Source organism: Salipiger pentaromativorans (genome assembly GCF_024721115.1).
In the GTDB taxonomy this organism is placed as follows: Bacteria; Pseudomonadota; Alphaproteobacteria; order Rhodobacterales; family Rhodobacteraceae; genus Salipiger; species Salipiger pentaromativorans.
This window is the reverse complement of record NZ_JAMDHK010000023.1, coordinates 17,420-39,382: the sequence shown is the minus strand read 5'-3', so window position 1 is coordinate 39,382 and position 21,963 is coordinate 17,420. Positions and strand designations below refer to the sequence as shown.

Below are 21,963 nucleotides of genomic sequence, written 5' to 3'. Positions count from 1 at the left end.
GCCTCCCGCCCGGCGGAGCCGGGGCTGTGCGTATTTGGAGAAAGATGAAAGGCAGAGGCTCATGCATAGGCCTCCGGGCTGCCGTCGCTGTCCGGGCTGTGGCGGTAGACGATGGTTTCTTCCGGTGTTTCATCCGGCGGCAGGGCGGCGGCGGGGTCGCGCACCGCGCCGAGCCGCTCGGCAAGCGCGATGGAGCGGTCGTTGCCGGGGGTGATATAGGAGACCAGCGTCTCGATGCCCTGGTCCCAGGCCCAGAGCAGCACGGCGCGGGCGGCCTCGGTGGCGTAGCCCTTGCCTTCGGCCTCCTCGAGCAGCGTCCAGCCGATCTCGGTTTCGGGATAATGCGGTGGGTGCAGCAGGCCGATCTGGCCAAGGAACCTGCCGTCCTTGTCCTCGATCCCCCAAGAGCCGAGCCCGATGAGATCCCACATGCCCACCTCGGAGGCGAGCCAGCGCCAGGCCTCCTTGCGCGGCAGCGGGCCGCCCATAAAGCGCGCGCGATCGCTCTCGAACAGATCGCAGAGCTGTTCGAAATCGGCCATGACATGGCCGCGAAGCGTCAGGCGCGGGGTATGCAGGACGGGGGCGGGCAAGGGGTTACTTCTTCTTGCCGAACCCGCTGAGACCCGGCGGCAGACCGCCGCCGCCGCCAAGCCCCGGCAGCCCGCCGGGCAGCTTGCCGCCCATCGCCTTGGCCGCGGCCTCGATGGCCTTGGGGTCCATCTGGCTCGGGTCCATGCCCTCGGGCATGCCGCCCTTGCCGAACATGCCCTTCATGGCCTGTTTCAGCATGCCGCCTTTGCCCATCTTGCCCATCTTCTTCATCATGTCGGACATCTGGCGCTGCATCTTGAGCAGCTTGTTGAGATCCGACACCTCCATGCCCGCGCCCGCCGCGATGCGCTTCTTGCGGCTGGCCTGAAGAAGCTGCGGGTTGGCGCGTTCCTTCTTGGTCATGGAGTTGATGAGGGCGATCTGCTGCTTGAGGATCTTGTCGTCGATCCCCGCGCCGTCCATCTGCTTGGCCATCTTGGCGGCGCCGGGCAGCATCGACATCATGCCCTCCATGCCGCCCATCTTGATCATCTGTTCGAGCTGCATCTTGAGGTCGTTCATATTGAACTGCCCCTTGGAGAAGCGCTTCATCATGCGCTCGGCCTGCTCGGCCTCGAGCGTCTGCTGCGCCTTTTCCACCAGCGCGACAATGTCGCCCATGCCGAGGATGCGGCCGGCGACTCGGTCGGGCTCGAAGGTTTCGAGCGCCTCCATCTTTTCGCCCAGACCCACGAACTTGATGGGCTTGCCGGTGACTGCGCGCATCGACAGCGCCGCGCCGCCGCGCCCGTCGCCATCCATCCGGGTCAGCACGACGCCGGTGATGCCGATGCGGCTGTCGAAGTTTTCCGCCGTATGCACCGCGTCCTGACCGGTGAGCCCGTCGACCACCAGCAGCGTCTCGCGCGGATTGGCAACGTCGCGCACCGCCTCGACCTGGGCCATCAGCTCTTCGTCGATGGAGAGGCGCCCTGCCGTGTCGAGCATATAGACATCGTAGCCGCCGAGGCTGGCCTGGGTCTTGGCGCGTTTGGCGATGGCCACCGGATCCTCGCCCTTGACGATGGGCAGGGTGTCGACGCCGATCTGCTTGCCGAGGATTTCGAGCTGTTCCATGGCCGCCGGACGGTTCACGTCGAGCGAGGCCATCAGCACCTTTTTATTGTCGCGCTCCTTGAGGCGCTTGGCAAGTTTGGCGGTGGTGGTGGTCTTGCCGCCGCCCTGAAGGCCGACCATCAGGATCGGCGCGGGCGGGCTGTCGATGCGCAGCGCGCCGGGTTCGCCTTCGCCTGCCAGCACCGCGATCAGCTCGTCATGCACGATCTTGACCACCTGCTGGCCCGGCGTCACCGATTTGGTGACCGCCGCGCCGGTGGCCTTTTTCTCCACCGCCTTGATGAACTGCCGCGCCACCGGCAGCGACACGTCCGCCTCGAGCAGCGCCACGCGCACCTCGCGCAGGGCGGTGCGCACATCGTCCTCGGAGAGCGCGCCCTGTTTCGTCAGCCGGTCGAAAACGCCGCCGAGGCGCTCGGAAAGATTTTCGAACATGGGCCGTCTGGCCTCCTGTCTTTGGTCCTTGTGCCACCCGAGATAGGGGCGGCGGCGTCGTGAAACCATCGGGGCAATGCAGAAAGGCCTCCGTGGGCGCAACGCGCTGACGGAGGGCGATCCCGGGCAGACCCCAAGGGACCGGAAGCTCTGAACGGACTCCCGGAATGGGTTGCGCCATACGGCCCGCGCCCGCGCGAGTCAAGGGGCGCGGCAAGGGCGGCCGCGCCGCGCGCCGTTGTTTTGCTGGCGTTTCCGGCGGTTTCGGGATAGGAACGGCAGCGTCCGGCTCGTCATTCCCGGGACGGTTCAGGCTGCGGTGCCCGCTGAGCGGGCAGGCTTTCGGCGCGATACTGCGCAAAAAAGGCACAGCACGTCAGTTTTCGTGCGAAAAACCGCTGCCTCCGGGATTCGGGCTGGCAGATTCGGCAATCTGCCGTTAAGAAAGCATCTGAAACGCTCATTTTATAGGTGACGCATGAAACTGAAAAATCTTATGACTTCGGCCGCCATCGTCAGCATGCTGGCCACCTCCGCAGCTTACGCTTCCGACCCGAGCGGCGCGACCGATGACGACGATCCCTATGCGCTGGCCGCAGAATCGTCGATGTCCGAAGGCGTGGCCGCCGGCATCGGTGCCGTGGCCCTGCTGGCCATCCTGGCATCCTCGGGCGGTTCGTCGAGCTCCTCCAGCTCGTCGGTCGAGACCCCGATCGTTTCGCTGCCGCACTGATCGCGCGATCCTGCGGGCGCGCACCGGTTTGCCGGTGCCGCAGCTATCGAATTCAGAATGCGTCCGGGTCTTCCGGGCGCATTTCTTTTTGGCAAGAGCGATTTTCCGCTGTGGCACCGGCGACGGGTGCAACGGAACCGTGCCGGCCCCATTGCACTTCTGAACGCGGAGGCGTCATATCGGGGCGGATTGTGATTTTCCGCACAGGTGAGCCTTATGACCAATTGGGACGAGATCCGCACCGCCTTTCAGGTGGCGCGTCTGGGGACGGTGAGCGGCGCGGCCGAGGTGCTGGGTGTGCATCATGCCACGGTGATCCGTCATATTGATGCGCTGGAGGCCCGGCTGGGCGTCAAGCTGTTCCAGCGGCACGCGCGCGGCTACACGCCCACCGAGGCGGGGCAGGATCTGGCGCGGGTCGCGCAGACAACGGACGACCAGTTCCAGCAGCTCGCCGGTCGCATCAAGGGCCGGGGCGAAGGGGTGTCCGGGGAATTGCTGGTCACCTCGCTGATCAACTTCTCGCCGTTGATGGTGGGGGCGCTGGCCTCGTTCCGTGCGACCTATCCCGAGGTGATCGTGCGCTATCTCACCGGGGCGCGGCTGTTCCGTCTGGAATATGGCGAGGCGCATGTGGCGCTGCGCGCCGGGGCGGCGCCGCAGGAGCCCGACAATGTGGTGCAACCCTTCGAGCAGCAGGCCGTCGCGCTTTATGCGGCGAAAAGCTACGTGGCGGTGCACGGCACGCCGGCGGATGAGGGCGCGCTCGCCGGGCATGTCTTTGTCGGTTACGACGATCCGGAATCGCGGGCGCCCTATAATGTCTGGATGAAGCAGCACGTCTCGTTCGACCATGTGGTCTTTCGCGCCGAGGACGGGCGGGTTCAGCAGGAGGCGGTGCGCGCGGGCGTGGGGCTCGGGTTCATCCCGGTGCATGAGGCCGCCGCGGATCCGGGGCTGGTGCAGATCCTGCCGCCGCGCGACGAATGGTCGTCGCCGCTCTGGCTGGTGACCCATGTGGATCTGCACCGCACGCCCAAGGTTCAGGCCTTTCTGCGCCATCTCAAAACCTATGCCGCGGAGCGCGACGCCCGGTGACTCCCGCTGCACAGGGCCATCTGGCCATGCTGAGCTTCTCGGCGCTCGTCGCGGGCTCTTTCGCGTTGGGGTCCATGGCCGCGCCGCATATTGCGCCGACCGCGCTGAACGCGGTGCGTTTCGTACTGGCGGTGGCGCTGCTGGCGGCGGTGGCGCTGGCGCAGCGCAAGGTCACGCGGGTCTCGCTGGCCGCGCCGTGGCGCTATGCGGTGCTGGGCGGCATGATGATCGCCTATTTCGTGCTGATGTTCGAGGGGCTCAAGACCGCCGCGCCGGTGAGCATGTCGGCGGTGTTCACGCTGACGCCGCTGATGGCGGCGGGGTTCGGCTGGCTCCTGGTGCGCCAGCGCATGACGCGGCGCATGGCGCTGGCGCTCACGGTGGGGGCGGTCGGAGCGCTCTGGGTGATCTTTCGCGGCGATCCGCGTGCCTTGCTGGCCTTCGAGATCGGCCGGGGCGAGGCGGTGTATTTCCTGGGCTGCGTGTCGCATGCGATCTATGCGCCCATGGTGCGCAAGCTGAACCGGGGCGAGTCGGCGCTGATCTTCACGCTTTGGACCAACACGGCGGGGATGGTGCTGCTTCTGCTCTGGGGCTGGCGCGATCTGATGGCGGTGGACTGGGCGGCGCTGCCGGGAATCGTCTGGCTGACCATCGTCTATACGGCGGTGGCGGCGACGGCGGCCACGGCGGTGCTGCTGCAATTCGCGGCGCTGCGGCTGCCTTCGGCCAAGGTCATGGCCTATACCTATCTGACCCCTTCCTGGGTGATCCTGTGGCAGATCGCGCTGGGCAAGGGCGTGCCGCCGGCGCTGTTGCTGGTGGGGGTGGCGATGACGGTGCTGGCTCTGGTGCTGCTTTTGAAGGAGGAGTGACGGGCAAATTCCTTCGAAGGAATTTGCAAAAGTCTTGGAAGACTTTTGTCGCTCACCCCTCCGGCGGCAGATCCAGTTCCTGCGTCAGGAAGCGTTCGAACGCATCGAGATTGACCGGCTCGACCAGACCGAAACTTGTCATCCAGACCGATGCGTCGCGCAACGCGTCAGGCTCGAGCTTGCACCATTTCAGCCGGCCGCGCTTTTCCTGGCTGATGAGCCCCGCCGCGGCGAGGATCGCCAGATGTTTCGAGATCGCCGCCAGCGACATCTCGAAGGGTTCCGCCACATCGGTCACTGCCATGTCGTCCTCGAGCAGCATCGCAAGGATGCGGCGGCGCGTCGGGTCGGCCAGCGCGGCGAAGACGGTGGAAAGCGGGTCGGTCATGCCGTCATAAGCCGCGCTGCGGACGGGTGCGTCAAGCGCCCTGCCGGATAAACTCAACCGCCGGGTTGAATATGGGAAAAGCGTGGCGTTGGCGCTAACTGCTGTTGGCAGGGCGCCCGGGCAAATGGGGAAATGTGAGAAATGCATTGATTTCAGTGGGGTAAGGCGCCTGAATATGGTGCTCACCGCTTCTTGACTCAGAGCTCCCCGCCGCATAGCAACATCGCGAAACTCCTGATGGGGCAGAATGGTGGGCGATCCCGATCCAAAGCGGCAACTCGACGCGCTGGAGGCGAAGATCGCGGCGGTGAAAGCCGCTCGGGACAGCGACCGGACGCATCAGGAGGAGCACTATTCCCAGGCGCAGCTCGCCTGGCGCATGGTGACGGAAATGGTGGCCGGTCTCGGGATTGGCTTCGGCATCGGATACGGGCTGGATGTGCTCATTGGCACGACCCCGTTTCTTATGGTGCTGTTCACAGTGCTGGGTCTTGTGGCGGGCGTCCGGGTGATGATGCGGAGCGCTGCCGAGATCCAGAAGGCGCAAACGGCCGACGCGGCCGGAGAAGACGAGAAGAGGGATCGCGATGGCGACTGAAGCGACGCACGGTGCAGAGATGGCGGAACACGGCACGGATGCCGGCGGCCTGGTCTTCCACCCGATGGATCAGTTCATCGTCAAGCCGCTTTTCGGCGACGGCGCGGTGGGCATGTTCACCATCACCAACGTGACGCTGTGGATGCTGATCGCCATTCTGGTCATCACCGGCCTGATGGTGCTGGGCACCTCGCGCCGCGCGGTCATCCCCTCGCGCAGCCAGTCGGTGGCCGAGATGGCCTATGGCTTCATCTACAAGATGGTCGAGGACGTGACCGGCAAGGACGGGCTCGTCTACTTCCCCTACATCATGACGCTGTTCATGTTCATCGTGATCTCCAACTTCCTCGGCCTGATCCCGATGAGCTTCACCACCACCTCGCATTTCGCGGTCACCGTGGTGCTGGCGCTCTGCGTGTTCCTCACCGTGACGATCATCGGCTTCGTCAAGAACGGCGCGTCGTTCCTGAGCCTCTTCTGGGTGTCGAGCGCGCCGCTGGCGCTGCGCCCGGTGCTCGCGATCATCGAGATCATTTCCTACTTCGTGCGCCCGGTCAGCCACTCCATCCGTCTTGCCGGCAACGTCATGGCCGGCCACGCGGTGATCAAGGTCTTCGCGGGTTTCGCCGGCCTCGCTCTCATCTCGCCGCTGTCGATCGTCGCGATCACCGCGATCTACGGGCTTGAGGTGATGGTGGCCTTCGTTCAGGCCTACGTGTTCACGATCCTCACCTGCGTCTATCTGAAAGACGCACTGCATCCGCATCACTGAATGATCGGCGGGCAAGCCGCCCGCCGGACAACCGCACACCCCTATCGACCAACTTCCAGACGTAAGGAGATTTCACCATGGAAGGTCAACTCGCACATATCGGCGCAGGTCTCGCAGGTCTCGGCACGGGTCTCGCCGCTCTCGGTGTGGGCAACGTCGCCGCCAACTTCCTGTCGGGCGCTCTGCGCAACCCGTCGGCTGCTGCGTCGCAAACCGCGACCCTCTTCATCGGCATCGCATTCGCCGAAGCTCTGGGCATCTTCTCCTTCCTCGTTGCTCTGCTGCTGATGTTCGCCGTCTAATCGACGGAACGACTATCCTTACGCCCGGGCGGCGCCGTCTTTGACGGGCCGCCCGATGTAGAGACAACGTTCCGACGGAGGACGACATGGCGACAGAACCTATCGCCGAGGATCTTGCCGGTATCTGCGTCGATTCCCACGGCTCTGCCATCGGGATGCCGCAGCTTTGCGCCGACTGGATCCCGAACCAGGTCTTTTGGCTGGTCATCGCGCTGGTGGTTACTTTCTTCGTGCTGTCGCGCATCGCTCTGCCGCGGATCGCATCGGTCCTGGCCGAGCGCCATGGCACGATCACCAACGACATCGCTGCCGCCGAAGAGCTGAAGCGTCAGGCGGCCGATGCCGAGAAGGCCTATGAAAAAGCGCTGGCCGATGCCCGCGCCGAAGCGCAGGCCATCAGCCAGAAAACCCGCGACGAGATCAAGGCGCAGTTGGACGAGGCGGTCGAGGCCGCCGACGCTCAGATTGCTGCCAAGACCGCGGAATCCGAAAAGGCGATCGCCGACATCCGGGCTTCGGCCCTGGAGAATGTCGAGCTTGTCGCCAAGGACACCGCCGGGGCCATCGTGGCCGCGCTGGGCGGGTCGGCGGATGCCGCGACCATCTCGGCAGCCGTTGGCAACCGGATGAAAGGGTGAGCCCATGCGCAAGCTGATCATCACCAGCACCATCGGCGCCTTCCTGGCCAGCCCCGCGCTGGCCGCATCGGGCCCGTTCTTCTCGCTGCGCAACACCGACTTCGTCGTGCTGCTGGGCTTCCTGCTGTTCCTTGCGGTCCTCATCTACTTCAAGGTGCCGGGACTGCTGGGCAAGCAGCTCGACAAGCGCGCCACGGACATCCGCAACGAGCTGGACGAAGCCCGCGCGCTGCGCGAAGAGGCCCAGACCCTGCTTGCCTCTTACGAGCGCAAGCAGCAGGAAGTATCGGAGCAGGCCGCGCAGATCGTGGCCAATGCCAAGCACGAGGCCGAGAACGCTGCCGCTCAGGCCCGCGAGGATCTGAAAGCGTCGATCGCCCGCCGCCTTGCCACGGCTGAAGACCAGATCGCCGCGGCGCAGGCTTCGGCCGTGAAGGAAGTGCGCGACCAGGCCGCCGTGGTGGCCGTGGCCGCTGCGCGCGACGTGATCGTGCAGCAGACCAGCGCCGCCGACAAGGACCGGCTGATCGACGAGTCGATCGCGGAAGTGGGCGCCAAGCTGCACTGATTTCGGGCCCGGACCCGTTTGCGAAAAGCCCGGCCGCACTGGCCGGGCTTTTTGGTTGCCGCCAAGGGGGGCTGCGGCGCGGGGAACACGTTTTGCCCCGCGTGTCTCTGTGTTGGGGGAGCGAGACTTTTCTTGTCGCCTTCCCCCAGATACGGTAGCCGCAGCGCCACCACAGCGGAACATGTGGACATCAGGACAAGAGGGCAGCGTGGCACATATCATCGTCGTCGGGAACGAGAAGGGCGGGGCGGGAAAATCCACCGTCTCGATGCATGTGGCAACCGCGCTGGCGCGGATGGGACACCGTGTCGGCGCGCTGGATCTCGACCTGCGGCAGCGCACCATGGGGCGCTATTGCGACAACCGCCGCCGCTATCTGGAGAGCGAGGGCGTCAGCCTGCCCGGCCCCAGCTATATGGAGCTGCCGGAGATCGAGCAGGGTGCGCTGGCGCCGGGCGAGAACGCCTATGATCACCGGCTGAGCAAGGCGGTTTCGGCGCTTGAGGCCGAGTCGGATTTCATCCTGATCGACTGCCCCGGCTCGCACACGCGGCTGAGCCAGGTCGCGCATTCGCTTGCGGATACGCTGATCACCCCGCTCAACGACAGCTTCGTGGATTTCGATTTGCTGGCGCGGATCGACAACGATGGTGAAAAGATCCTTGGGCCGTCGGTCTATTCCGAGATGGTCTGGAACGCGCGGCAGTTGCGCGCGCAGGCGGGGCTGAAACCCATCGACTGGATCGTTCTGCGCAACCGTCTGGGCGCGCAGCAGATGATCAACAAGATGAAGATGGAAAAGGCGCTCGAACGGCTGTCCAAGCGGATCGGGTTCCGTATCGCGCCGGGCTTTTCCGAGCGGGTGATCTTCCGCGAACTCTTTCCGCGCGGGCTGACGCTGCTCGATCTCAAGGATGTCGGGGTCAAGCAGCTCAATATCTCGAACGTGGCGGCGCGGCAGGAACTGCGCGATCTGATGAGCGCACTGCACCTGCCGGAGGTCGATGTGCGGTTCTGAGGCGTCTTCCGGGCCGGCTCAGCGCATCCGCAGGGCAAGGGCGGCAACGCCCACGCCCGAGCTGAGCAGGTCTACCCCAAGGAAGAGGCCCAGCAGCCCGCCGGCGGCTTCGGGCATGGCCAGGACGATCAGAAGCCCCAGCGCCACCGAGACTGCGCCCGCGGCCACCAGCCAGCCCCAGCCGGCATGGGCGCGCAGGTAGAACCCGAGCCAGATGCGCAGCGCCCCGAGCGCCAGAAAGAACCCCGCGATCATCAGCGTGAGCGACAGGATCCCCGCCATCGGGTTCGCGAGAAGCGCCACGCCGAACACCAGCACGATCAGCCCCAGAAGACCGGCGAGCATGCGCCCGGCACCGCCGCCACGGTCCTGAAAGGCGATCCAGAGCTGTAGCACCCCGCCCAGGACGAATACGCTGCCAGCCAGCGCCACGACTGTGAGCGAGGCCGCGAAGGGGTTCAGGAAGGCAAGAACGCCGCCGACGATCAGCAAAGCGCCCAAGACCAGCAGCCAGCGCCAGTCAGGACCCGAGAGCCTGCGTTGAGAGGGGTGGCGGGAGTGAGAGCTGTGGTCGGTCATCGAAGCATCTCCTATCTGTGCAAGAGCAACGATGAAGCGTGGCACCGGGTTCCATCACAAGAGGGCGATGCCGCTTTGCGCGGGGGACATGGCAGGGAAAACGGGGCCGGATCCTGCGATCCGGCCCCGGTCTCGGGTCCGCCGAAAGGGAGGGAGGTTATTCGGCGGGCACGGCAAGCGCCTGCGGGCGCCCGAAATGCTGGCGGTTGAGCCGCAGGATCAGCCAGATGGCCACTGCCTGGGCCGCTAGCGCGACGCCGGTCAGCAGCCAGAAGCCCAGCCCGAACTTGTCCACCAGCCCCGAGGCGACAAGCCCCTTGTTGATGAAGAACTGCATCATCACCGACAACGCCACCGCCGGACAGACCAGCGCATAGGATCCGGCGGAGGTCTTGGGCCCCAGCACGAAATCGTGGAAGTAGTTCTGCGCGCGCAGCACGGTCAGGCCCAGCAGCAGGAACACCACCTGCACCGACAGCATCCGGGCGAGGAAGATCATCGTCTCGCCGGCGCTGGTCTGCACGTCGAAGGTGACATGCATTCCATGTTCCTGGCGCAGAAACATGATCCCCAGCACGGTCATGATCGGCACGATGATCAGCAGGGTCGGCCCTGCCTCGCGCGCGGTGCCGTAGTGCAGCATGGAATTCAGCGCGGTCGCGGCGGCCATGACGGTGTAGAGGATCGCGGTGATGCCGAGGAAGGTCGACAGCACCAGCGCGGTGCCCACGGTCGCGGGGTTCGTGCTCATCGCGGCGGGCGCCGCAAAGCCCACGGCGATCATCGAGATGGCGAAGGCCGGGAGAAGCTGCGCAAAGGAGTTATGCGCGGTCACGTCGAAGATCCCGCCCTTCGACAGCACCCGGCCCAGGAAGGCGCCAAGTTGCCGGAAGGCCAGAATGCCGATCAGGGCAAAGGCCACCATTGCGGCGGGAAAGAGATACTCCACCACGCGCCAGAGCCCGGGCACGAACACCAGTCCCAGCACAAAGCCCACATTCACCGACATGGCCAGCGCCAGCGGCATGGCAAGCGCCGAGCTTTCGGTATTGGCGTTTTTCATCTCTTCCCAGGCCGGCGTCTTCTTGAAGGCGGCGAAGGCCTGGAGGTTCCAGATCAGCGACTTGATGTTCAGGATCGCAAAGAGGGCAATCCCCAGCATCGCCACGACGATGCCGATCTGTTGCGGCAGCACGCCTTTGGCCCAGGCCGCCGCGATGTCTTCGAAGACGGGAACGGGCTGGCCGGGATGGGGCACCCAGAAGAAGAGATACATGAAGAAGGACACCGCCGTGCCGCCCGCGCCGAGCGAGGCGAGGAAATAGGTCGGCGTATAGGTATCCGCAGGTCGTGCGAGCGTCTTGGTCATGACGGCCTCCGTTGTATTCTGAATATGGAATACATCATACATTCCGAATTTAGCATGTAAAGCCCCTGCGACAGCCTGTCCCCCCGGCGCTCTTAACCCGTGATTAACCTTGATCGGCGTTAGTGGAGCCATGAGACATGTAACCTTCCTGGCGCTTCTTCTGGCGGTGGCCTGCGACATGGCCGGCCCCGGGTTTCGCGGCGTGCCGCCCGTCAAACGCGAGATCGAGGGATCGCGCTTTACGATTCGGGTTCGCGACCGGATGGCCGAGGTGATCCGGACCAGCCCGGAATTTCCTGCCCGGTTCGATCCGATCGCGGCGCGGGCGAAACGCGCGGTATTCCTGGAAACGGGCTGCGAACCGATGTGGGTGACGGGCGATCCCGCAATGATGGTGATGGGGCTTTCCTGCAAAGGCGAGCCGGCGCCGAAACAGCCGCGCCGCCGGATGGTCTCTTGCGAGATCTTCGGGGCCTATTATTCCGACCGGCTGGGCGGAAGCGCGTCGATGGACTGTACCGAGTATTGAGACCGGGTATCGAGCACGGTCGCGGCCGATCCGTCGCCCGGTTGCGGGCGCGATCCGGCCCCGTGTCAGGCGCTGACCGGCTTCTCGTAGAACAGGCTCGAGGTGTTGGCCTCATAGGCGCCGAAGGGCGGGCGCCGGGTATAGCCCTGGCGTTCGTAAAGCGCGACCGCGGCGGCCAGCCGGTCGCCCGTCTCAAGCCGCAGGATCGGCAGCCCCTCGGTTTGCGCCGCGCGTTCCAGATGCGCCAGCAGCCGGCGGGCGACCCCGATCCCCCGCGCCTCGGGTGCCACGAACATGGATTTCACCTCGCCATACCCGTCGCGCCGGGCCAGTGCCGCGCAGCCCAGAAGCTCACCGCTTTCCTCGGCGCCGAATAGCGTGATGCCCTCGTCGCATAGCGCGTCGATGTCGAGATAATGGTTCTCTTCCGCCGGGAAGAGCGCGTTCATCAGCGCATGGCTCTCGGACAGCAGGGCCATGGCGCGCGGATCGCGGGGCGAAACGGGATGAATGGCAAGCGGCATCGGCGGCTCCTGGCTGGTCGAAAGATGAAACGCGCTAACATGCGCTCCGTCAAGCCTCGGTTTCCTGCGAATTATCGCAATATGTTGTGGATAATGGCGCGTGAGTGTCCATATCCAGCGCAAAGCATTTGACTCGTGCCCGGCGCAGACCTCACACTTCAGGACAAACCGGAATCAGGGCCGCCGAATTTGCGTTTTTCACGTCTCAGACTGACGGGGTTCAAGAGCTTCGTCGATCCCACCGACCTCGTCATCGCCGAGGGGCTGACGGGGGTCGTGGGGCCGAACGGTTGCGGCAAGTCGAACCTGCTGGAAGCGCTGCGCTGGGTGATGGGCGAGACCCGGGCCAAGGCGATGCGCGGCGCGGGGATGGAAGATGTGATCTTTGCCGGCGCGTCCACGCGCCCGGCGCGCAACTTTGCCGAGGTCTCGCTGACCATCGACAATTCCGACAGGCTCGCGCCGGCGGGGTTCAACGACAGCGACCAGCTCGACGTCGTGCGGCGGATCACCCGTGACGTGGGCTCGGCTTACAAGGCCAATGGCAAGGATGTGCGGGCGCGGGACGTGCAGATGCTCTTTGCCGATGCCTCGACCGGCGCGCATTCTCCGGCGCTGGTGCGGCAGGGCCAGATTTCTGAGCTGATCAACGCCAAGCCGAAGAACCGCCGCCGCATTCTGGAAGAGGCCGCCGGCATCTCGGGGCTCTATCAGCGTCGCCACGAGGCCGAGCTGAAGCTGAACAACACCGAGGCGAACCTGCTGCGGGTCGATGATGTGATCGAGCAGCTCGCGACGCAGCTTGCGCAGCTCGAACGGCAGGCAAAGCAGGCCGCGCGGTATCGGGCCATCGGAGAGGAGCTGCGTCGCGCCGAGGGGATGCTGCTCTATCGCCGCTGGCGCGAGGCCGATGAGGCGCGGTTGCAGGCCGAGGCCGGGTATCGCGAAAAGGTCACGGCGGCGGCACAGGCGGAAGGCGGTGCGCGGGCCGCGGTCAAGCTGCGGGCCGACAAGGAAGAGGCGCTGCCCCCCTTGCGCGAGGAAGAGGCCATCGCGGCGGCGATCCTCCAGCGCCTGTCGGTGCAGCGCGACACGCTGGCCGATCAGGAAAAGCGCGCGGCGGAAACCATCGCCGGGCTCACCCGCCGGATCGAGCAGATGGGCAAGGACATGGAGCGCGAGGCGGGGCTCAACCGCGACGCGGGCGAGACCATCGAGAGGCTCGACTGGGAGGCACGCGAGCTTGCCAAGGCGGGCGAGGGCCATGACGACCGGCTGACCGAGGCCGCCGAGGTGGCGCGCGAGGCGGCATCGCTGTTGCAGGCGCGCGAGGCGGATCTCGCACAGCGCACCGAGGATGTGGCACGGCTGGCGGCGCGGCATCAGTCGGCGCACCGTTTCCTGGCGGATTCGCGCAAGACGCTGGAGCGTCATGAGGGCGAGGCGGCGCGTGCGCGCGAGGCGGTGGCCGCGGCGAAGCAGACGCTTGCGGGCGCCGCCGAGGCGATGACTGCGGCCGAGGCCCGCACCGATGCGGCGCAGGCTACGGCCGAGCGCGCCGAGAAGCTGCTGACCGATGCCGATGCGGCGCGCGCCGACGCGCAGGCGCGCGAGGCCGAGGCAAGGGCAGAGCGCTCGGAGGCCGAGGGCGAGTTCAACGCGCTGCGCGCCGAGGTGACCGCTCTGGCCCGGCTGCTCGATCGCGACACGGCGGAAGGCGGGCAGATCCTCGACCGGCTTCAGGTGGAACAGGGGTTCGAAAAGGCGCTGGGGGCGGCGTTGGCCGACGATCTGCGCGCGCCCGAGGTCGATTTCGACGGGCCCACGGGCTGGACCGTGCTGCCGCCCTACACGGCGGATCAGCCGCTGCCCGAGGGGGTCACGGCGCTGACGCTGCATGTCTCGGTGCCCGATGTGCTGACGCGGCGCATGGGGCAGATCGGGTTGGTCGAGGCCGATGACGGCCCGCGGCTGCAACCGCTTCTGAAACCGGGGCAGCGTCTGGTCAGCCTCGAGGGCGATCTCTGGCGCTGGGACGGCTACCGCGCCTGGGCCGAGGATGCGCCCTCGGCGGCGGCGCTGCGGCTTGAACAGCTGAACCGTCTTGAGGCGCTCAAGCAGGAGATGGCGCGGGCGACGGCGCGGGTCGATGGGATGCGCTCGGCGCATGAGGCGCTGGTGGCGCGCCTGGCCGAGCTGACCCTGGCGGACAAGGCGGCGCGCGAGGCGCGGCGCGAGGCCGATCAGCGGCTGAACGAGGCCACCCGCGCGATGAACCGCGCCGAGGCCGACCGCAACATGGCCGAGGGCAAGCTGGAAAGCCTGTCCATGACGGTGACGCGCCACGAGGACGAGGCGACGGGCGCCCGCAAGCAGGTGATCGAGGCGGAGCGCGCGGTGGCGGAACTGGGCGATCTCGACAGCGCCCGTGCCGAGGTCGAGGACATCAAGCTGACCGTCGAGGCATCGCGCATGACCATGATGGCCAAGCGCTCGGCTCATGACGAGCTGCGCCGCGAGGGCGATGCCCGCAAGGCACGGTCGCAGCAGGTGACCAAAGAGCTGTCGGGCTGGCGCCACCGGCTGGAGACCGCCGAGAAACGCAGCGCCGAACTCGCCGAGCGCAAGACGAGTGCCGAGGTCGAGCTGAAAGAGGCCTCCTCGGCGCCCGCGGAGCTGGCCGCCAAGCGTGACGAGCTGAGCCAGGCGATTGCCACGGCCGAGGCCCGCAAGGCCGCCGCCGCCGACAAGCTTTCGGGGGCGGAAAGCGCGCTGCGCGAGGCCATCGGGGCGGAACGGGACGCGGAACGCGCGGCCTCGGAGGCGCGCGAGGCGCGGGCACGGGCGGAAGCGCGGGTCGAGGCGGCGCGCGAGACGGTGGACTATGCCGCCGAGCGGATTCAGGACGAGCAGGAAACCACGCCTGCCAAGCTGCTGGAACGGCTGGGCGCCGCGCCCGACGAGATGCCGGGCTCCGAGCAGATCGAGGCCGAGGTGAACCGGCTCAAGCGCCAGCGCGACGCGCTGGGGGCGGTGAACCTGCGCGCCGAGGAGGACGCCAAGGAGGTGCAGGAAGAGCACGACACGCTGGTGTCGGAAAAGCAGGATCTGGAAGAGGCGATCAAGACGCTCCGCTCGGGCATCGCGAGCCTGAACCGCGAGGGGCGCGAGCGGCTGCTGACCGCCTTCGAGCAGGTGAACAGCAATTTCTCGATGCTCTTCACCCATCTGTTCAACGGCGGCGAGGCCAATCTGGTGATGGTCGAAAGCGACGACCCGCTGGAGGCTGGTCTGGAGATCATGTGCCAGCCGCCGGGCAAGAAGCTCTCGACCCTGTCGCTGCTCTCGGGCGGAGAACAGACGCTGACCGCGCTGGCGCTGATTTTTGCGGTGTTCCTGGCGAACCCGGCGCCGATCTGCGTGCTGGACGAGGTGGACGCGCCGCTCGACGATGCCAATGTGACGCGGTTCTGCGATCTGCTCGACGAGATGTGCCGCCGCACCGAGACGCGGTTCCTGATCATCACCCACCACGCGGTGACCATGGCGCGGATGGATCGGCTGTTTGGCGTGACCATGCAGGAGCAGGGGGTGTCCCAGCTCGTTTCCGTCGATCTCAAGAAGGCCGAGAAGATGGTGGCCTGAGGCGGGGCCCTCGCCGGTATCCGGGGACCGGGCGAAGGTGGGGTGGCCGTGTCGTCTGAGCCGGCTGTCCCGCCTGTTGCGATCGGCCAGAAGCGAGTATTTGGAGAAAGATGAAAGGCAAAGGGGCCGCGCCATGGCGGCCTCTTGCCCGTCACTGGGGCGGCGGCGGTTTAGCCTTCGGCGATCTTGTGGCGCCGCCGCACGCTGTCCGGGCGTCCGGGCAATGTCAGCCGCGCATCGTTCCGCGCCTGCTGCGACACGACCTGCCCCTTGGAGATCACGCAAAGCCGGTCGGGCCGCAGCCGCAGCGCCTCGATGGCCGAGCCCGCATCCAGCACCACCAGCGAAGCCTGCTTGCCCGGTGCCAGACCGTAGTCGTCAAGGTGCATGATCTTCGCGTTCTCCTCGGTCACCATCTGGAAGCAGCGCTGCATCTCCTCGGGCGCGGTCATCTGCGCCACATGCAGACCCATGAAGGCCACATCCAGCATGTCCGCCGTGCCCAGCGAATACCACGGATCGCGCACGCAATCCTGTCCCCAGCCGACCGAAATGCCGTAGCTCTGCATCTCCTTCACCCGCGTCAGCCCGCGCCGCTTGGGATAGGTGTCGTGGCGCCCCTGAAGCGTGATGTTGATCAGCGGATTGGGGATCGCCGCCACCTGCGCCTCGGCCATCAGCGGCAGCAGCTTGGAGACGTAGTAATTGTCCATCGAATGCATCGAGGTCAGATGCGAGCCCGCCACCCGGCCCTGAAGCCCCAGCCGCTGCGTCTCGTAGGCCAGCGTCTCGATATGGCGCGACAGCGGGTCGTCGGTCTCGTCGCAATGCAGATCGACCAGCAATCCCCGCTCGGCGGCGATCTCGCAAAGTTCGCGGACCGAGGCGGCGCCGTCGCTCATGGTGCGCTCGAAATGCGGGATGCCGCCCACCACATCGACGCCCATATCCAGCGCCCGCAGCGTGTTCGCCCTGGCCGTCGGGTCGCGGTAGAACCCGTCCTGCGGGAAAGCCACAAGTTGCAGGTCGAGATAGGGTTTCACCACCTCGCGCACATGCAGCAGCGCCTCGACACCCTTCAGGTCGTCGTCGCAGGTGTCGACATGCGAGCGCACCGCCAAGAGCCCCATGCTCACCGCCCAGTCGCAATAGGCGAGCGCGCGCTCCACCATCTCCTCGACCGTGGCGATCTGCTTCAGCTCGCCCCAGAGTGCGATGCCTTCCAGCAGCGTGCCGGAGGCATTGATGCGCGGTGTGCCGTAGCTCAGCGTCGCGTCCATGTGGAAATGCGGATCGACGAAGGGCGGCGAGACCAGATCGCCCGTGGCGTCGATCACCGTGCCCGCCTCGGCGCCGGTCAGATCGCCCATGGCGGCGATCCTGTCGCCCGCGATACCGATGTCCTTGACGGTGCCGTCGGGCTGGGTACCGCCCGTGACGAGGATGTCGAAGCTGGCCATCAGCGCTCTCCGCGGTTGAAGGGGGTCATGAGCGCGGCGGGCACCTGGGCCCGGCGCGACATCAGGATAAGCGCCAGGATGGAGAGAAGATAGGGGATCATCAGAAAGACCTGATAGGGCACGATCTGCCCCAGCCCGGTCTGTTGCAGCCGCACCTGAAGCGCATCGAACCCGGCGAAGAGCAGCGCGCCCAGCAGCGCCTTGCCCGGCTTCCAGGCGCCGAAGACCACCAGCGCAATGCAGATCCAGCCGCGCCCGTTCACCATCTCGAAGAAGAAGCTCGAAAAGGCCGACATGGTGAGGAATGCCCCGCCCACCGCCATCAGCCCCGAGCCCACGATCACCGCCCCCATGCGCAGCGCCGCGACCGAGAGCCCCTGCGCCTCGACCGCCTGCGGGTTCTCTCCGGCGGCGCGCAAGGCGAGGCCCAGCGGCGTGCGGTAAAGCACCAGCGCGGTGAGCGCGACGCAGGCAAAGCCCGCCCAGCTCAGCGCGGTCTGGGAAAACAGCGCCTCGCCCAGCCAGGGCAGGTCGGAAAGGCCGGGGATGTGCAGCGGCTGAAAGGGCTCGATCCGCGGCGGGTTGGTGACCTCGGGCAGCGCCAGACGATAGGCGTAATAGGCCGAGGCGGTGGCAAGCATGGTGATCCCCAGCCCCACCACATGCTGCGAGAGGCCGAAGGGCACGGTCAGCAGCGCATGCACCGCGCCGAAGCCCATGCCCGCCAGCATTGCCACGGCGACCCCGGCCCAGAGCCCGCCCCCTGCATAGACCGTGACCCAGCCCGCGAAGGCGCCAAAGACCATGATCCCCTCGATCCCGAGGTTCAGCACGCCCGCACGCTCGCAGATCAGCTCGCCCATGGTGGCGAAGATCAGCGGCGCGGCGATGCGCAGCACGGCGGCCCAGAAACTGGCCGAGATCAGAATATCGACCAGCTCGCTCATCCCCGCACCACTCGGAACCGCGTGAGCAGGATCGCCAGCACCATGAAGAGCAGGGCTGCGGCAAGCAGGATGTCGGCGATATAGGTCGGCACCTCGGCGGCGCGCGACATGCTGTCGGCGCCGACAAAGATCCCCGCCACGAAGAGCGCCGAGACCACCACGCCCAGCGGATGCAGCAGCGCCAGCATGGCAACGATGATGCCCGTGTAGCCGAAGCCGGGCGACAGATCGGAGGTCAGGTTGCCCTTGAGCCCCGCCACTTCCGAGAACCCCGCCAGTGCCGCCAGCCCGCCCGAAATGAGCGCGGTCTTCACCAGAACCCGTCCCACGGGGATGCCTGCGAAACGCGCCGCCTGCGGATTTTGCCCCACGGCGCGGATCTCGTAGCCGAGCGTGGTGCGGGTCTGGATCAGCCAGACGCCTGCCGCGCAGATCAGCGCCAGGGCAAAGCCCCAATGCAGCCGCAGCCCCTCGACAATGCGCGGCAGCCGCGCGTCGCGGGGCAGGGCGGGGGATTTCGGCCAACCCATGCCCATCGGGTCTTTCAGCGGGCCTTCGAGCAGGTAGGAGATGAACAGCGCCATGATGAAATTCAGCAGCAAGGTGGTCACCACCTCGTCCACCCCCAGCCGCGTCTTGAGCAGCACCGGGCCAAGGAGCGTCAACGCCCCCGCGAGCACCGCCGCCAGCGCCATGATCGGGAGCGCCAGGGGCCCCGGCAGACCCATCTGCGTGCCGATCAGCACGGTGACCAGCGCACCCGCATAAAGCTGCGCCTCGGCGCCGATGTTCCAGAGCTTGGCGCGGAAGGCGACCGCGACGGCGAGCCCGGTGAAGATCAGTGGCGTGGCGCGGTTCAGCGTTTCCAGCGTGGCGAATTTCGAGCCCACAGCACCTTTGACGATGAGGCCGAAGGTCTGCAGCGGATTGGCTCCGGCCAGTGCCGCGAGCAGGGCCGCGACCAGAACCGTCGCGGCGATGGCGAGCGCCGGCAGGCCCAGCGTGCGCGCATGGGAGGGGGCGGCGATCGGTTCAAGCCGCATGGCCGGGGGCCCGTATCGATGTCGCCTCTGCCCGACCGTCGCAAGCGGACGCAGAGGGCAGCGGTGCGTATTTGGAAAGAGAAGAAGACAGGGCGTCAGGCGGCATGGTCGAACCCCTGTCCGGCCATCCACTGGCCCAGCTCGGCGGCGGTTTTTTCGCCGCGCGCGAATTCCGGCGACAGCCGCCCGTCCGAGATGACGCGGATCACATCCGAGAGCGTCAGGATCTCGTCGAGATCCTCGGAGATCAGCAGCACCGCCGCGCCCGCGTTGCGCGCGGCGATCAATTGTTCCTGCACATAGGTGACCGCGCCGATGTCGAGCCCCCGCACCGGCTGGTTGGCGAGAATGATCCGTGGCGCGGCCTCGAGCACACGGCCGAGGATCAGCTTTTGCATATTGCCGCCCGACAGCAGCCGGATGCGGGTTTCCGGCCCCGGGCAGCGCACGTCGTATTTCGCGATGATCTCCTGCGCCGCCTCGCGTGCCGCGCGCCAGTTCATCCAGCCGTGATTTGCGGTTGGGGGCCGGGCGTAGCTCTCCAGCACCGCGTTTTCGGTCAGGGTGAAATCGGCGATGGTGCCGGTCTTGTGCCGGTCCTCCGGGATGCGGCCCACTCCTGCGGCCAGCGCCGCGCGCGGGCTCCAGCGGGTGACCTCTGCCTCGCCCACCCGCAGCCGTCCGGCAATCGGGCCCTCAAGCCCCGAGATCAGATCGGCCAGCGCGCCCTGCCCATTGCCCGACACGCCGGCCAGCCCCAGGATCTGCCCTGCTCTCAGCGCCAGATCGACGCCTCTCAGCCCGGGCCGGTTGCCCCGGGGCGGCGTCTCGACCCGGTCGAGCGTCATCAGCACTGCGCCGGGCCGCGCCTGGGTCGGCTCTGGCGCGGCGATCTCGGCGCCCACCATCAGCGTTGCAAGCGCGTGCCGGTCGGTGTCGCGCGTCGCCACCTCGCCCACCAGCCGCCCGTGCCGCAGAACCAGCACGCGCGACGAGATCGCCATGACCTCATGCAGCTTGTGCGAGATGAAGATCACCGACAGCCCCTGCGCCACCATCTTCCGCAGCGTCTCGAAAAGCGCCTCCGCCTCCTGCGGGGTCAGCACCGCCGTCGGCTCGTCGAGAATGAGAATCCGCGCCTCGCGATAGAGCGCCTTGAGGATCTCCACCCGCTGCCGCTCGCCCACCGAAAGCGTGCCGACCCGCGCGTCCGGGTCGACCGCAAGCCCGAAATCCTGCGCCAGCCGCGCCACCCGCCGCCGCGCCGCGCTCCGGCCCAGGCCGAGCCTCCAGAGCGGCTCGGTGCCGAGCTGGATGTTTTCCAGCACGGTCATGTTGTCGGCCAGGGTGAAATGCTGATGCACCATGCCCACGCCCGCCGCCAGCGCCGCGCCGGGCTGGCCCGGCGGCAGCGGCGCGCCGAACACCTCCACCGTGCCTTCATCGGCGGTGTAATGGCCGAAGAGGATGTTCATCAGCGTGGTCTTCCCGGCGCCGTTCTCGCCCAAAAGCGCCACGACCTCGCCCTTCGCCAGCGCAAAGCTGATCTCATCATTGGCGACAAGCGCGCCGAAGCGCTTGGTGATGCCGGAAAGGCGCAGGACGGTCTCGTCCCGCGCCGGGTCTTTCGGGCCCATCAGGAGGAGCTGGGCTCGCCGTCGTCGATCTCGACGGTGAAGGCGCCGGATTTGATCGCGGCCTCCTTCTCGGCCACCAGATCCAGCGCCGATTGCGGCACCTTGCCCTCGAAGGTGCCGAGCGGCGCCAGCGAACAGCCGCCTTCCTTCATGAAGCTGTAGAGCCCGTAATTCTCGGCGGCAAAGCTGCCCGCCGCGATCTTGGCCAGCGCCGCCTGCAATGTCGGCTCGAAATGCCAGAGCGCCGAGGCGACCACGGTCTCGGGGTAATCTCCTTGCGTGTCGATCACGTTGCCGATGGCGAGGATGCCCTTCTCCATCGCCGCGTCCGAGACCCCGAAGCGTTCCGCATAAAGCAGATCGGCGCCGTTCTCGATCATCGCAAAGGCGGTTTCCTTGGCCTTGGGCGGATCGAACCACGAGCCGATAAAGCTCACCTGGAACTCCGCGTCGGGCTTCACCTCTTTCACACCGGCCATGAAGGCATGCATCAGCCGGTTCACCTCGGGGATCGGGAAGCCGCCCACCATGCCGATATTGCCGGTCTCGGTCATTGCGCCGGCGATGATGCCCGAGAGGTACGAGGCGTCCTGGATGTAATTGTCGAAGACCGCGAGGTTGGGATAGGCCGGGTCCGGCATGAAGGAGGAGCCCAGCAGGAAGGCGGTGTCGGGATAATCCAGCACGACCTCGCGCGCCTCCTGCTCGACGCCGAAGATCTCGCCGACGATCAGCTTCACGCCGCTCTCGGCATATTCCCGCATCACGCGGGGATAGTCGGTGTTCGACGTGTTCTCGCTGAACGTATAGGTGATCTGCCCCGCCGCCTTGGCGGCTTCGGCGGCGATATGGATCCGGCTCACCCATTGCTGCTCGACGGGCACGGTGTAGATCCCCGCGACCGAGATGGGCTCCTGCGCGAAGAGGCGTCCGGGAAGGAAGCCGGTGCCGGCAGCGGCGGCGAAACCGGCGGAGCTCATGAGCATTCTCCGGCGGGTCAGGTGGGCAAGAAGCGATCGTCTGTCGGTCATGTGAACGGGATCCCCTGTCGGTGGTTGGTCAATTTTTGACCAAACGGTAAGGGATCTGGCGCAGGGGCGCAAAGAAAGAAACCGCCTCCACCGCGCTTTCCGC

General features: G+C 66.6%; 22 protein-coding genes. 11 read left to right on the top strand and 11 right to left on the bottom strand.

The annotated features are described in order from the left end of the window. Positions 1–59 precede the first annotated feature (59 nt). Together M4578_RS23690 and ffh are read right to left on the bottom strand one after the other, a co-directional pair. Positions 60–593: a GNAT family N-acetyltransferase gene (locus M4578_RS23690; RefSeq protein ID WP_258095615.1), complete on the bottom strand. Its 534-nt coding sequence runs from the start codon at positions 591–593 to the stop codon at positions 60–62. Positions 594–597: 4 nt separating this feature from the next. After that, positions 598–2,106: a signal recognition particle protein gene (gene ffh, locus M4578_RS23685; RefSeq protein WP_258095614.1), complete on the bottom strand. Its 1,509-nt coding sequence runs from the start codon at positions 2,104–2,106 to the stop codon at positions 598–600. 478 nt (positions 2,107–2,584) lie between these two features. Between ffh and M4578_RS23680 the strand changes: the two genes are divergently transcribed. The 3 genes from M4578_RS23680 (at position 2,585) to M4578_RS23670 (ending at position 4,812) form a co-directional block, all read left to right on the top strand. After that, complete coding sequence (locus M4578_RS23680) at positions 2,585–2,839, top strand: hypothetical protein (RefSeq protein ID WP_258095613.1); 255 nt, start codon at positions 2,585–2,587, stop codon at positions 2,837–2,839. Positions 2,840–3,055: 216 nt separating this feature from the next. Then, positions 3,056–3,937: a LysR family transcriptional regulator gene (locus tag M4578_RS23675; RefSeq protein ID WP_258095612.1), complete on the top strand. Its 882-nt coding sequence runs from the start codon at positions 3,056–3,058 to the stop codon at positions 3,935–3,937. 26 nt (positions 3,938–3,963) lie between these two features. Further along, complete coding sequence (locus tag M4578_RS23670) at positions 3,964–4,812, top strand: DMT family transporter (RefSeq protein ID WP_258095650.1); 849 nt, start codon at positions 3,964–3,966, stop codon at positions 4,810–4,812. A gap of 52 nt (positions 4,813–4,864) precedes the next feature. On the opposite strand, the gene M4578_RS23665 is transcribed toward M4578_RS23670, so the two are convergent. Beyond that, a complete protein-coding gene (locus M4578_RS23665) occupies positions 4,865–5,200 on the bottom strand; it encodes an ArsR/SmtB family transcription factor (RefSeq protein WP_258095611.1) in 336 nt (111 codons plus the stop codon). Between the two features lie 250 nt (positions 5,201–5,450). Here M4578_RS23665 and M4578_RS23660 point away from each other — a divergent pair, with 250 nt between their 5' ends. From M4578_RS23660 to M4578_RS23635, 6 genes are all read left to right on the top strand, one after another. Beyond that, on the top strand, positions 5,451–5,798 hold the full coding sequence (locus M4578_RS23660; RefSeq protein ID WP_258095649.1) for an AtpZ/AtpI family protein: 348 nt from the start codon (positions 5,451–5,453) through the stop codon (positions 5,796–5,798). Beyond that, positions 5,788–6,570 carry a F0F1 ATP synthase subunit A gene (locus M4578_RS23655; protein ID WP_258095610.1) on the top strand — a complete coding sequence of 261 codons (783 nt, stop codon included), beginning with the start codon at positions 5,788–5,790 and terminating at the stop codon, positions 6,568–6,570. Before M4578_RS23660 ends, M4578_RS23655 begins: the two co-directional genes overlap by 11 nt. Before the next feature lie 77 nt (positions 6,571–6,647). Then, the gene (locus M4578_RS23650) at positions 6,648–6,872 is read left to right on the top strand and encodes a F0F1 ATP synthase subunit C (protein WP_009505655.1); all 225 of its coding nucleotides are present in this window, start codon (positions 6,648–6,650) and stop codon (positions 6,870–6,872) included. Between the two features lie 86 nt (positions 6,873–6,958). Continuing rightward, complete coding sequence (locus M4578_RS23645) at positions 6,959–7,510, top strand: F0F1 ATP synthase subunit B' (protein WP_258095609.1); 552 nt, start codon at positions 6,959–6,961, stop codon at positions 7,508–7,510. A gap of 4 nt (positions 7,511–7,514) precedes the next feature. After that, positions 7,515–8,078 carry a F0F1 ATP synthase subunit B gene (locus M4578_RS23640; RefSeq protein WP_258095608.1) on the top strand — a complete coding sequence of 188 codons (564 nt, stop codon included), beginning with the start codon at positions 7,515–7,517 and terminating at the stop codon, positions 8,076–8,078. A gap of 208 nt (positions 8,079–8,286) precedes the next feature. After that, on the top strand, positions 8,287–9,096 hold the full coding sequence (locus M4578_RS23635) for a division plane positioning ATPase MipZ (protein WP_258095607.1): 810 nt from the start codon (positions 8,287–8,289) through the stop codon (positions 9,094–9,096). 18 nt (positions 9,097–9,114) lie between these two features. On the opposite strand, the gene M4578_RS23630 is transcribed toward M4578_RS23635, so the two are convergent. Further along, complete coding sequence (locus M4578_RS23630; protein ID WP_258095606.1) at positions 9,115–9,675, bottom strand: HdeD family acid-resistance protein; 561 nt, start codon at positions 9,673–9,675, stop codon at positions 9,115–9,117. Between the two features lie 157 nt (positions 9,676–9,832). Continuing rightward, positions 9,833–11,044, bottom strand: coding sequence for a TsoY family (seleno)protein (locus M4578_RS23625; RefSeq protein WP_258095605.1), 1,212 nt, complete (start codon positions 11,042–11,044; stop codon positions 9,833–9,835). Between the two features lie 130 nt (positions 11,045–11,174). Here M4578_RS23625 and M4578_RS23620 point away from each other — a divergent pair, with 130 nt between their 5' ends. Beyond that, positions 11,175–11,573 carry a hypothetical protein gene (locus M4578_RS23620; protein WP_258095604.1) on the top strand — a complete coding sequence of 133 codons (399 nt, stop codon included), beginning with the start codon at positions 11,175–11,177 and terminating at the stop codon, positions 11,571–11,573. A 65-nt stretch (positions 11,574–11,638) separates the two neighbouring features. On the opposite strand, the gene M4578_RS23615 is transcribed toward M4578_RS23620, so the two are convergent. Next, positions 11,639–12,097, bottom strand: coding sequence for a GNAT family N-acetyltransferase (locus tag M4578_RS23615; RefSeq protein ID WP_258095603.1), 459 nt, complete (start codon positions 12,095–12,097; stop codon positions 11,639–11,641). Positions 12,098–12,286: 189 nt separating this feature from the next. On the opposite strand from M4578_RS23615, the gene smc reads away from it, so the two are divergent. Next, positions 12,287–15,742 (top strand): chromosome segregation protein SMC, encoded by a 3,456-nt coding sequence (gene smc, locus M4578_RS23610; RefSeq protein WP_258095602.1) that lies wholly within the window; start codon positions 12,287–12,289, stop codon positions 15,740–15,742. A gap of 170 nt (positions 15,743–15,912) precedes the next feature. Here smc and M4578_RS23605 read toward each other — a convergent pair whose 3' ends face one another. The 5 genes from M4578_RS23605 to M4578_RS23585 form a co-directional block, all read right to left on the bottom strand. Next, on the bottom strand, positions 15,913–17,202 hold the full coding sequence (locus M4578_RS23605) for an amidohydrolase family protein (protein WP_258095601.1): 1,290 nt from the start codon (positions 17,200–17,202) through the stop codon (positions 15,913–15,915). Further along, positions 17,202–18,149, bottom strand: a complete 948-nt coding sequence (locus M4578_RS23600) for an ABC transporter permease (protein ID WP_258095600.1) — start codon at positions 18,147–18,149, stop codon at positions 17,202–17,204. The genes M4578_RS23605 and M4578_RS23600 overlap by 1 nt, the downstream gene beginning before the upstream one ends. Next, on the bottom strand, positions 18,146–19,192 hold the full coding sequence (locus tag M4578_RS23595; protein WP_258095599.1) for an ABC transporter permease: 1,047 nt from the start codon (positions 19,190–19,192) through the stop codon (positions 18,146–18,148). The genes M4578_RS23600 and M4578_RS23595 overlap by 4 nt, the downstream gene beginning before the upstream one ends. 95 nt (positions 19,193–19,287) lie before the next feature. Next, entirely contained in the window at positions 19,288–20,829 is a 1,542-nt protein-coding gene (locus M4578_RS23590) for an ABC transporter ATP-binding protein (protein WP_258095598.1), read from the bottom strand. Then, complete coding sequence (locus M4578_RS23585) at positions 20,829–21,860, bottom strand: BMP family protein (RefSeq protein WP_258095597.1); 1,032 nt, start codon at positions 21,858–21,860, stop codon at positions 20,829–20,831. Before M4578_RS23585 ends, M4578_RS23590 begins: the two co-directional genes overlap by 1 nt. Between the last annotated feature and the right edge of the window lie 103 nt (positions 21,861–21,963).